The following is an 11815-nucleotide window of genomic DNA, read 5'->3' as shown; positions in this document are numbered from 1 at the left end:
TACGTCAGGAGGTAGAGCGTGTTTGAAAGTATGACTTACCAGATTGCTCTTACGCCCGTGCAGTTCCTGCTTCCCTCTGAAAATGTCGATATGTCGAACGTGGAATGTTTGATGGAGGATATTTGTCGCTGTGGCTGCTGGACGACACCAATACCGATAGAAAAAGAGACGGGGATTATTATGGACGGCAATCACCGGTTACGCGCGGCCACCGAGCTGGGGTTAAAGCATATCCCTTGTGCGCTGCTCGACTATGACGACCCCCGCGTATCCGTTTACCATTGGAAGACCGGGCAGCCTTTTTGCAAGAGTCTAATTATGAAGACGATTGTGGCGGAAAAGAGCCTGTTTCCCTACAAGACCACGCGCCATTTTTTCCAGCCCGCGCTGCCGTCGGTACGTGTTGTGCTGGATGAGCTTATGCGCTAATCACTGCGATGCGTTAACCACTTCACGTTGTCGCCCTGAATTCAGGCGGCAACGTTCTCTCTCTTCGCTTTTCTCCTGCTTTTGCTGCTACCGCGTCTTTTTATTGGCGACTGCGTTACTATAATCTTCGTAAACGACAATCTTCGCTAACCGCAATCGCCATTAATCGCTGATTATTTTATGCCTGACTGCACAGGAAATGATTGATTACACGAATTTTAATATGCTTTGTAACAATTTTGCCTAGAATGTATACCAGAAACGACTGTCAGTAATTCGTATGTTTCTGAACAATAGCAGCGTCGGCGCTATTACGCCTTTGGAGAAAGAGAATGCAAGAGAACTATAAAATTCTGGTTGTAGATGACGACATGCGTTTGCGGGCGTTGTTAGAGCGTTATCTGACTGAGCAGGGTTTTCAGGTACGTAGCGTAGCCAATGCTGAACAGATGGACCGTTTACTGACCCGTGAATCCTTTCACCTCATGGTGCTGGATTTGATGCTGCCGGGCGAAGATGGGCTGTCCATCTGCCGTCGCTTGCGTAGCCAGAGCAACCCAATGCCGATCATTATGGTGACGGCGAAAGGGGAAGAAGTGGATCGTATCGTCGGACTGGAAATCGGCGCGGACGACTATATTCCTAAACCTTTCAACCCGCGTGAACTGCTGGCTCGCATCCGTGCGGTGCTGCGTCGTCAGGCGAATGAACTGCCAGGTGCGCCGTCGCAGGAAGAAGCCATTATTGCGTTTGGCAAATTCAAGCTGAACCTGGGCACGCGCGAAATGTTCCGCGATGATGAACCGATGCCGTTAACCAGCGGCGAGTTTGCCGTGCTTAAGGCGCTGGTGAGCCATCCGCGTGAACCGCTGTCTCGCGATAAGCTGATGAATCTGGCCCGTGGTCGTGAATACAGCGCGATGGAGCGTTCCATCGACGTACAAATTTCTCGTCTGCGCCGCATGGTGGAAGAGGATCCGGCGCACCCGCGCTATATCCAGACCGTGTGGGGTCTTGGCTACGTGTTTGTCCCGGACGGCAGTAAGGCATGATGCAATGGCGCTTTTCTCCGCGCAGCTCATTTGCACGGACGTTGCTACTGATTGTCACGTTATTGTTTGTCAGTTTGGTCACCACCTATCTAGTGGTGCTCAACTTCGCTATTCTGCCGAGTTTGCAGCAGTTTAATAAGGTGCTGGCATACGAAGTAAGAATGCTGATGACGGACAGTCTGCAACTGGAAGATGGCACCACGCTTGAGGTGCCGCCAGCGTTCCGGCGTGAGATTTACCGCGAATTGGGTATATCGCTGTACACCAATGCAGCGGCGGAAGAAAGCGGCCTGCGTTGGGCCCAGCACTACAAGTTTTTGAGTGACCAGATGGCGCAACAGCTGGGCGGCCCGACGGATGTGCGGGTTGAGGTCAGCAAGAATACGCCGGTGGTGTGGCTGAAAACCTGGCTGTCACCGGATATCTGGGTGCGCGTTCCCCTCACTGAAATTCATCAGGGCGATTTCTCGCCGCTCTTCCGCTATACGCTGGCGATTATGCTGCTGGTGATTGGCGGCGCGTGGCTATTTATTCGGGTGCAGAACCGACCCTTGGTTGAGCTGGAGCATGCGGCTTTGCAGGTCGGGAAGGGGATTATTCCGCCGCCGCTGCGTGAATATGGTGCCTCCGAAGTGCGTTCCGTGACGCGCGCCTTTAACCAGATGGCCTCCGGCGTGAAGCTGCTGGCCGATGACCGTACGCTGTTAATGGCGGGCGTCAGCCACGACCTGCGTACGCCGCTGACGCGAATTCGTCTGGCGACCGAAATGATGGGCAAGGAAGATGACTATCTGGCGGAGTCGATCAATAAGGACATTGAGGAGTGTAATGCGATTATTGAGCAGTTCCTCGACTACCTGCGCACTGGTCAGGAGATGCAGACGGAAGTGGCCGACCTGAACGCCATTATGGGCGAAGTGGTGGCATCGGAAAGCGGTTATGAACGCCAGATCGACAGCGAGTTTGCTACCGGAGAGCTGCTGGTGCGTATCAGTTCGCTTTCGATCAAACGTGCGGCGTTGAATCTGGTCGTGAATGCGGCGCGTTACGGGAACGGCTGGATAAAAGTCAGTACCGGACGTGAGCTACAGCGCGTCTGGTTTCAGGTAGAAGATGACGGAGAAGGCATCGCGCCCGATCAGTTGAAGCACCTGTTCCAACCTTTTGTTCGCGGCGACAGCGCGCGAACCACCAGCGGTACAGGGCTGGGGCTGGCGATTGTGCAGCGTATTATCGATGCGCACAATGGTGTGCTGGATGTCGGCAGCAGCGAACGCGGTGGGCTCTGCGTCCGCGCATATCTGCCGCTGCTCTCGGACGTCGCAGTAGCGGATACGGGAGCCGCGAAAGAGTCATAAGCATGTTGGGCAGCACTGGCATTAAAGCTGTTCAGGTATGAATAAAAGAAAGGCGCGGAATCCGCGCCTTTTTCGTGATTGATACTCTTCCGCGTTTACCGCTTCGGCCCTGCTTTCACCAGCGCTGCGCCTGCCGGAGCATCGGTGTATTTATCGAAGTTGGTGATAAAGCGCTGTGCCAGATCGTCCGCTTTTTCCTGCCACTGTTTGACGCTCGCGTAGGTATCACGTGGGTCGAGAATGTCAGGATTGACGCCGGGCAGCGAGGTTGGGATTGCCAAGTCGAAGACAGGCAGCGTCTGCATTTCTGCATCATCAATACTGCCGTTCAGAATGGCGTCAATAATCCCGCGCGTATCCTTAATCGAGATACGTTTGCCGCTGCCGTTCCAGCCAGTGTTCACCAGATAGGCCTGTGCGCCAGCCGCCTTCATGCGTTTCACCAGCACTTCAGCGTACTGCGTCGGGTGCAGCATCAGGAATGCCGCGCCAAAGCAGGCTGAGAACGTCGGTGTGGGTTCCGTCACGCCGCGCTCGGTTCCCGCTAGCTTGGCGGTAAAGCCGGACAGGAAGTGATACTGCGTCTGATCGGACGTCAGGCGGGAAACCGGTGGCAATACACCGAACGCGTCCGCCGTCAGGAAGATCACTTTCGTGGCATGGCCCGCTTTGGATACCGGTTTAACGATGTTGTGAATGTGGTAGATCGGATAAGAGACGCGGGTGTTCTCGGTTTTGGAACCGTCGTTGAAGTCCACGTTGCCGTCTGCCAGCACGGTGACGTTCTCCAGCAGCGCATCGCGTTTGATGGCACCAAAGATATCCGGTTCTGCTTCCTTAGACAGCTTGATGGTTTTGGCATAGCAGCCGCCTTCAAAGTTGAAGACGCCGTCGTCGTCCCAGCCGTGCTCGTCATCGCCAATCAACTGGCGTTTCGGATCGGTGGACAGCGTGGTTTTACCCGTACCGGACAGGCCGAAGAAGACCGCCACATCGCCTTTTTCACCGACGTTTGCCGAACAGTGCATGGAGGCGATGCCTTTCAGCGGCAGCAGGTAGTTCATGATGGAGAACATCCCTTTCTTCATTTCGCCGCCGTACCAGGTGCCGCCAATCAGCTGAATGCGCTCTGTCAGGTTAAACGCAACAAAGTTCTCAGAGTTCAGCCCCTGTTCCTGCCAGTTCGGGTTGGTGCATTTTGCGCCGTTCATCACGATGAAATCCGGCTCAAAGCCTTCCAGTTCTTCATCGCTCGGGCGGATAAACATGTTTTTGACGAAATGCGCCTGCCAGGCCACTTCAGTCACAAAACGTACGCTGAGGCGGCTATCTGGGTTGGCACCGCAGAAAGCATCGATGATGAACAACCGCTTGCCGGACAACTGCGTGGTGACGAGTTGTTTCAGGTGCGTCCAGGTTTCCTGGCTCAACGGGTGGTTATCGTTCTTACCTTTGCCTTGATCGGACCACCACACGGTGTCGCGGGTCACGTCATCGCGCACGATGTATTTGTCTTTCGGGGAACGGCCGGTAAAGATGCCAGTATCGACGGCTACCGCACCCAGCTGGGTTTCGATGCCGCGTTCATAGCCTTGTAGGGTAGGGGAGAGTTCTTCTTTAAAAAGCAGTTCATAGCTGGGATTGTAGACAATATCGCGGACATCATGGATTCCATAAGCAGCCAGGGCTTGCGGGGTAATACCGTTGATCTGCATGTTGCTACTCCTCAAGTTATAGTCGTACTACTAAACATTGTAGGGAGTGAGCTTATTTTAACCGCGATAACAATCATAAAATTAAATAAATTCATTAATAACTTTGCTTATTTAGGGTGTTTGAAAAATAATCACGGTGGTTTACTGGTGGAGAAAATAAGCAAAATAAAACGGGTACTTTCGTACCCGTTAGAAAAATTAATGCAACAGATTCCCTGATGAATCGTGCCGTATGGCGCGAATGTCCAGCGAATTAAACAGGTAGTGCGTACCGCAATAATCACAGTGCATATCGATTTCACCGTCCTGCTCGATCATTTCATTCACGTCCTGATCGGACAGCGTCATTAATGCATCTGCGCAACGATCGCGCGAACAGTGACAGCGGAACTCGACATCCTGCGGCTCATACACGGTTACCTCTTCCTGATGGTACAGGCGGTACAGCACCTCGGTGGCAGGCAGGGTAAACAGCTCGTCGGCTTTGACCGTCGTGGTGAGCTGAGCCAGATGATCAAAATCATTACGATCGGCGTCCTGTGCGGGCAGCACCTGTAGCAGCATGCCAGCGGCGGCCTGCTTGCCCTCGTGCTGTCCGGTACGGATAAACAACCGTGTTGGCAACTGCTCGGACTGCTGGAAATAGCTCTCCAGACATTCGGCCACGGTTTCACCTTCTAAACCGACGACGCCCTGATAACGCTCGCCGTCAGTCGGTGTAATGGTAATGACCAGATAGCCATTGCCCACCATCTCTTTCAGCAAACTCCCCGGTGCGATATCCCCTTGCAGACGGGCAACGCCGCGCATCTGCTGCTGGTGATTACCGTTAATCACCGCCAGTTTCAGTGGGCCATCGCCCTGAAGCTGAACGGTAATATCGCCGCTGAATTTCAGCGTGGCCGTCAACAGGCTGGTGGCAACCAGCATTTCGCCTAGCAGCGTTTGTACCGCCGCTGGGTAGTCGTGGTTGGTCAAAATACGTTGATACGTTTCGTTAACTGTCACCAATTCGCCACGAACGGCATAATTTTCAAACAGATAACGATGTAGTTGGTCGTGAGCCATAATGTTTTCTCGTTGTAGTGCGCGATGAGTGGTACAGCGAATGGCGATCGCTGGGTTTTCTCTGAAGGGCGGAGTGCTATTCCTGATCGCTGTATTTAAATTTAATCAGATCGCGTCGCTCTTTTTTATCAGGGCGGCGATCGGGGTGTGGCATCGTCAGCGCATTCATTTTCCGCGCCTGCGCCAGCTTTTCTCGTTTCTCAATGCTTGTGGCCGTTTCCTGATACAGCGCCTGTGCCTCTGTCGCGCTTCTGCGCTGGCCGCTGACGGCTAAAATGACCACGGTGCGTTCCTCATTACCCTGACGCAGTTTTATCTCGGCATTCAGTTCGACCTGTTTGCTCGGCTTACCGCGTTGCCCGTTATAGTGGACTTTGCCGCCGTCGATCATCTCGCGAGCCATCGCCCGGGTTTTATAGAAACGGGCAGCCCAAAGCCATTTGTCCAGACGAACGGCGTCGTCGGCTTGCTCGGTAGCTTTCACCATAAATCCCCCTGATTACCCTGCATTAACGGAGTGACGCAGGGCTGGTAGCAACGCAAGGTAGTCATTCATTGACGGATGTTGCAGGAATGCCTTTTCCTGCTGGCCGGAATCGGGATTACGCACACCCAGACAGTAATGAATGCCGAATGTTTTCGCGGCATCCAGAATCGGTTCGCTGTCATCCACGAATAACGTTCTGGCGGGGTCGAAGCCAGTCTGCTGCTGTACGGCCTGCCACAAGCGCTGATTCTCTTTCGGATACCCATAAGTATGGGTGGAAAGTAATAAATCAAGGTGCTGATCCAGCCCCGTGTGTTCGATTTTTACCGCCAGACTGTGTGGGTGGGCGTTGGTCAGCAGAATTGTCTCTTTACCGCATTCGCGCAGTGCCGCTAAAAACGGCGTAGTGTCATCGCGCAATCGGGCTTGCGTGCCGATATCCGTCGTCATTTGATAGATATCCAGATCGAGACGTTCTGACCAGTAATCGAAACAGTACCAGTTTAGCGTGTGCTGAACGGCTCGGTACTCCTGTTCGATAAGCTGGTGCGCCTGTTCAAGGCTAATGCGACGTTTTTCACTGAGCGACTGCGGCACCAGCTGAAGCCAGAAATAGCTGTCAAACGCCAGATCGAGCAGCGTGCCATCCATATCCAGTATCACGGTGTCGATGTCGTGCCAGTTCACGTGGGGATTCATAACGACTCCAGATGTCGCGCCGTGCTATAGGGGTGATGCAGCAGAAGACGCGCAATGCAATTGTGACAAGAGTGACGGCCGCTAGGTTAGCATAACCGCAGAGCGGGCACGATGCCGTTAGCGGGGGAGCTGGGGACGACTGTCCGGGAACGAATTCGTCATCATATTGAACCGTGAAGCGTAATAGCGCTGAATATCGGTCACTCGCTTCTGGCTTTTACGCATCTTAATGCCGGTCAGAACCGCATTAACGATAAACGTCGCGGAAAAGAGCAGTAGCAGCAGACACGTGCCGAGATAGCGCCAGACGGTAATGACGTCGGGTTCACTGTGCAAGCTGATGTGCTGGGTCCCGTTGGCATCGGTATTAAGCTGTGTGATAACGCCCGTGGCATTAAACGGCGTATGCAATAGCATCGCGGAAAGCCGCTGGAGCTCCTGCCACTGATCCGAAGGACGATATTCATTCAGCGGCATCGGCGGGAGCGGGTGGCTAACGAATTGTCGGCCTTCGTCGCTGCGAATCAGGAACCCACCCGGCGGCGGGCTGTTCAGTGAATCTGCCGCGTTATTGATTTCCTGATAGAAGAATTGGTCGGTAGAACTGTTGACCAATGACTCCAGCGTTTCTGCGCTGACGGCGGGCAGCACCACATTCATGCCTTTCAGCGTGCCGGAATTGGCGTCTTTTACCAGCGTATTCCAGTTCTTGACGTCGCTCAGGTTCACCAGCGCATTTTTCAGGCGGGAGCAATCGTTTTCCTGCCTGCACAAATCTTGTGTTCTCAGGACAACTTCAGCGAAGTTTTTCATCAAAATCAATCCTGATTTCTGAATCGTAGACGCTAATTGAGAGTTAACCTGACCTTCTTTGTCCGCTTGCGGGTGGAGCTGGCTGTTGACGGATTTCAGCAAGGCAGACGCTTTCTCAATCGTCTCAGATTCTGGTAATGGCAGCGGCGCGGCTTTATTCCAGTAAATAGCGGAACAGTCGAAAGGGCTGAACGCATAGGGCGACGGTGCGGAGACGGGATGAATGCCTGCGGGCACATAGCACATGCCGTTGCCACGGACAGCCAGCGTGTCGCCAATGCGCAGCTGAGCAGTTTCCAGATCGCTGACCTGCGTGACCTGGATACGCTGTGCGCCCTGAAGCCAGGCCAAGCTGAGCTTGAGCGGCAGTTCAAGCGGCACGTTAGTGACGAGCAAAATCAGGCTGAGCAGTGAACCCACGGCCAGCAGCAGATTCCTGCTCCAGCGCTGTAGCGGGAAATGTTTCACTTCATCATGCAGCGACAGGTGCTCTCCCTGACGAATCACCTGTCGGTTGAGATAGATATCGACATCTGTTTTTCGCCCGAGATCCTGCGTGATATAGGGCTGCCAGTGCGGTGGGTAAATCAGATCGATATTACCGAGAGAGATGTTGCCGAGCGGCCCCTGATTGGATTCGCCAAACAGACCCAAGCCTTGCGGCGTGCCGTGAAGGCAGTGCACATCGCGCAGTTCCTGAGCGGACGGCGATCGGAAAAGCTGCCACAGGCTCCAGCCTGCTAATAATGCTGCGGTACCGATCAGCCAGGGGAGCAGGGCGATAGGGCTATTCAGGCTAATGAACAACAGTAGAAAAGACACGCAAAGCACGGCCGTTTCCTTCAAGCCTCCAGAGTGGTGCATGGCGTGTTCTTCACGCGTTTCCTTACGGATGGTGACCAGTTCGGCATGCTCACTGCCTTCCTGTCGGATGGAGGCATTCGGAACCGGGATTTCGCTCGGCAGTGGGGAGAGTGGACGATCGTCGAGACACTCGGTTAGCGAGTGTCCATTCAAGGAAATGACCAGCGGGATCGAGCGCGTCTTAATTAGTTCGACGGTGTTATTTTCGGTAATGAACGGTTCCCAACTGGGCGGCAGATGGATTTCTTGTGTATCAATATAGTAGCGCCACTTATTCTGAGAATCAGTGCTCAGGCCGTAGCGCGTAATCGTATGGGTGATGGGGTAAACCCGATTACTTTGCAGCGAACGCGGCAGTTTAGGCTGTGCATTGGGCGTATCAAGCGGCGTGGTTTGCTGACTGTTTTCCTGAGCCAGATAACGCTCAATGGCGATCCGTTCATCTTCAGTTAACCGTCGGGGAAGCGATTGCGAAACGGGTAACGGCGGAGCGGAGAAGAAACGGTGTCGCATACGGTAGGCCACAAGACCTCCGACAACGATCAGACAGGCAAGCAATATCGCCAATAGGGTAAATATTGTGCTCATGTCATCTCCATTCCAAAACGCGATGCTCCTTGTTCTCGTCTGAGTTTAACAAAATTATACAATCGATGATAACCCGTATGGCATTGTTTTCTTAGATTAATAACGTAATTGTGAGCAGAATTAATCGCATAAGGCGACGATAGTAACAAGCAAAAAATGCCTCTTAAATGAGGATATTCCTATTTTTTTTAAGTTATTGACTTTTTCTGGTGGTTTCTCATACAGGATGTATTCTTCATGTTGCCCACACGTAAATTCATCGTCACGATAGTTGCAGCGAAGGTGACTGTTAACGCACAATGTGAACAGAATCAAAAAAGAATATTTACGATCTCTTCTTATTCAACAGCATGCCATGTTCAGGTTGCGATAAACGCGGTCTCTCATGCACGTTGGGCTAAGGTGCCGTTCTGGTCGTAACTCTCTGGGGGGCATCAATGAGTCATAACCTGAAAAAACCTAAAATCCTCAAGGTGGAAACGATAGCGCGTTCGCGCTTGTTCAATGTGGAATCCGTCGATCTTGAATTTAGCAACGGGGTACGTCGGGTTTATGAACGGATGCGTTCAAGCGGCCGACAGGCGGTGATGGTTGTCCCGATCATTGATGACGAACTGCTGCTGATCCGTGAATACGCCGTCGGCATTGAGGAATACGAACTGGGTTTTCCCAAAGGGCTGATCGATCCCGGCGAAACGGTCTTTGAAGCCGCTAACCGCGAACTGATGGAAGAAGTCGGCTTTGGCGCGGAAAAGCTGGAATTGCTGGCAACGTTAACGATGGCGCCGTCCTATTTTTCCAGCACGATGAATATCGTGGTGGCACGCGGATTGTATCCGCAGAGTCTGGAAGGCGATGAGCCGGAGCCGATGCCACAAGTCCGCTGGCCGGTAGATAACATGATGTCGCTGCTGCAAGAACCTGACTTCCGTGAAGCTCGTAACGTCAGTGCGCTGTTTCTGGCCCACGACTGGCTGCGTCGTACACCCCGCTAATTTTCTGTGACATCACGGAAAGCGTACATCTTTTCCGGTGATGTTGGTCACACATCCTTTTTTAGCTCGTTGTCGTGATAAGTACAGGCGTCTATAACATTTGCACAGGGCGTGACTGATAAATTAAGGCGAACCTGCCGTGGATAGCAAAACCTGCTATTCACGGCGGGTTTTTTTGTTTTTCAGCCCTGATAAATCTGTCAAAAGACACCGACTAAAGAGGGGCAAAAGATGAATATACCGAAGGGGATTATACGTACACCGTTGATGTTGCTGGCGCTGATGAGCGCGCTGCTATTTCCTGCGCTGGGTCAGGCCGCTGACGCTGTGCCGGAGAAAACCCGAATACTTATCCTGACGGATATTGGCAATGAGCCGGATGATTCGCAGTCTTTGGTTCGTTTCCTGCTATACAGTAATGAATTCGATGTTGAAGGGATTGTGGCGACGACGTCAACCTGGCTGAGGGATAAGGTCAATCCAGGGATGATTATGCAGCGCCTTGATGCCTACGAAAAGGTGCTTCCTAACCTGCATCAGCATGCGTCTGGCTACCCTTCAGCAGAGGCGCTACGTCAGGTTGTCAGGTCTGGTCGTGCCGGATTTGGTATGGACTTTGTTGGTGACAATAAAGCGACAGAGGCGTCTGATTTGATTATTCAGGCGGTGGACAAACAGGACGCCCGCCCGCTGTGGATTACGGTATGGGGCGGGGCGGTAGATTTAGCGCAGGCTCTCCATGACGTACGCGCGACTCGCACGCCGGAGCAGGTAGCGGTGTTTGTCAGCAAGATTCGCGTCTATGCGATCTCCGATCAGGATAATACTGGTGCCTGGATTCGGGCAAACTTCCCGACGTTGCGTTACATCACCAGTATCCACGCCTGGAATGATTACTTTATCTCCACCTGGATTGGCATGTCCTCGTCGTTTGCCGAAGGCAGCGACATGAGCCAGGTGAATAACGACTGGTTAAGCAAGCATATCCGTAGCAAAGGTCCGCTTGGCGCAGCCTACCCTGCGATTGAATATACGATGGAAGGGGATACGCCCTCGTTCCTCTACCTGATTCAAAACGGGCTTGGCGATCCAGAACACGCGGAATACGGCAGTTGGGGAGGACGCTATGCGAGCATTGTGCCGGGTGATACCAGCGGGCTTCGCGTCAGCACGTCCGATCAGGTCATGAGCAATAATGGCAAAATGTACCGTACTGCATCAGCCACTATCTGGCGCTGGCGCGAAGCATTCCAGAATGATTTTGCTGCCCGCATGGACTGGACGCTGACGAAAGATAGTAAAAAGGCCAATCATAATCCTGACCTCGTGCTGAATGGTCAGGCCGGGCGTTCCATTGTGGCGATCAGCGTGAAGTCTGGAGAAACCGTGACGCTGTCTGCCGACGGTTCCCACGATCGCGATGGTGATAAGGTGAACTATTCCTGGTGGCAATATAAGGAACCGACGGCTACCGCGATAGGCCTGCATTTTGCGCCAGAGGTGAAGTTGGCTAACGCATCAGGCATGCAAACACAGTTTGTCGCACCGGACGTTAAAGCACCGACGCCTTTCCATATCATTTTGCAGGCGAAAGATGAGGGAACGCCGAACCTGTTTTCCTATCGCCGGGCGATTGTCACCGTGATGCCGAAGTGATGTGGTGTGAAAGGATTGGGGATTGATTGCCGACAGCCCTGCCAACAGGGAATTGTGTTGAGTTTTCAATAAAAAATGGCCTTCCGTCAGG

10 protein-coding genes are annotated in these 11815 nt (G+C 53.0%); 5 read left to right on the top strand and 5 right to left on the bottom strand.

Going from position 1 to position 11815, the window contains the following annotated elements; all coding sequences use genetic code 11:
- The first annotated feature begins 18 nt into the window (after window positions 1-18).
- From BUB06_RS16050 to envZ, 3 genes are all read left to right on the top strand, one after another.
- A complete protein-coding gene (locus tag BUB06_RS16050) occupies window positions 19-429 on the top strand; it encodes a ParB N-terminal domain-containing protein (protein ID WP_010305423.1) in 411 nt (136 codons plus the stop codon).
- A 332-nt stretch (window positions 430-761) separates the two neighbouring features.
- Complete coding sequence (gene ompR / locus BUB06_RS16045) at window positions 762-1481, top strand: osmolarity response regulator transcription factor OmpR (RefSeq protein WP_005969424.1); 720 nt, start codon at window positions 762-764, stop codon at window positions 1479-1481.
- Entirely contained in the window at window positions 1478-2839 is a 1362-nt protein-coding gene (envZ, locus tag BUB06_RS16040) for a two-component system sensor histidine kinase EnvZ (protein WP_029368754.1), read from the top strand. The genes ompR and envZ overlap by 4 nt, the downstream gene beginning before the upstream one ends.
- 95 nt (window positions 2840-2934) lie before the next feature.
- Here the strand turns inward: envZ and pckA are convergent, their stop codons facing one another.
- From pckA to BUB06_RS16015, 5 genes are all read right to left on the bottom strand, one after another.
- The gene (gene pckA, locus BUB06_RS16035) at window positions 2935-4554 is read right to left on the bottom strand and encodes a phosphoenolpyruvate carboxykinase (ATP) (protein ID WP_039474053.1); all 1620 of its coding nucleotides are present in this window, start codon (window positions 4552-4554) and stop codon (window positions 2935-2937) included.
- Window positions 4555-4752: 198 nt separating this feature from the next.
- Window positions 4753-5622: an Hsp33 family molecular chaperone HslO gene (gene hslO, locus BUB06_RS16030; protein ID WP_039474050.1), complete on the bottom strand. Its 870-nt coding sequence runs from the start codon at window positions 5620-5622 to the stop codon at window positions 4753-4755.
- A gap of 76 nt (window positions 5623-5698) precedes the next feature.
- Window positions 5699-6109: a ribosome-associated heat shock protein Hsp15 gene (gene hslR, locus BUB06_RS16025; RefSeq protein WP_039474047.1), complete on the bottom strand. Its 411-nt coding sequence runs from the start codon at window positions 6107-6109 to the stop codon at window positions 5699-5701.
- Between the two features lie 12 nt (window positions 6110-6121).
- Window positions 6122-6808, bottom strand: coding sequence for a GMP/IMP nucleotidase (gene yrfG / locus BUB06_RS16020; protein WP_010305981.1), 687 nt, complete (start codon window positions 6806-6808; stop codon window positions 6122-6124).
- Between the two features lie 117 nt (window positions 6809-6925).
- Window positions 6926-9073, bottom strand: a complete 2148-nt coding sequence (locus tag BUB06_RS16015; RefSeq protein WP_039474043.1) for an intracellular growth attenuator family protein — start codon at window positions 9071-9073, stop codon at window positions 6926-6928.
- Window positions 9074-9510: 437 nt separating this feature from the next.
- On the opposite strand from BUB06_RS16015, the gene nudE reads away from it, so the two are divergent.
- Together nudE and BUB06_RS16000 are read left to right on the top strand one after the other, a co-directional pair.
- Complete coding sequence (gene nudE / locus BUB06_RS16005) at window positions 9511-10068, top strand: ADP compounds hydrolase NudE (RefSeq protein WP_039474040.1); 558 nt, start codon at window positions 9511-9513, stop codon at window positions 10066-10068.
- A 231-nt stretch (window positions 10069-10299) separates the two neighbouring features.
- The gene (locus tag BUB06_RS16000; protein WP_029368806.1) at window positions 10300-11724 is read left to right on the top strand and encodes a DUF1593 domain-containing protein; all 1425 of its coding nucleotides are present in this window, start codon (window positions 10300-10302) and stop codon (window positions 11722-11724) included.
- The last annotated feature ends 91 nt before the right edge of the window (window positions 11725-11815 follow it).

Origin of the sequence: Pectobacterium carotovorum, from assembly GCF_900129615.1 — a bacterium.
Lineage (GTDB): Bacteria > Pseudomonadota > Gammaproteobacteria > Enterobacterales > Enterobacteriaceae > Pectobacterium > Pectobacterium carotovorum.
The sequence above is the reverse complement of the archived record's forward strand: the minus strand, read 5'-3'. Positions and strand labels throughout refer to the sequence as shown.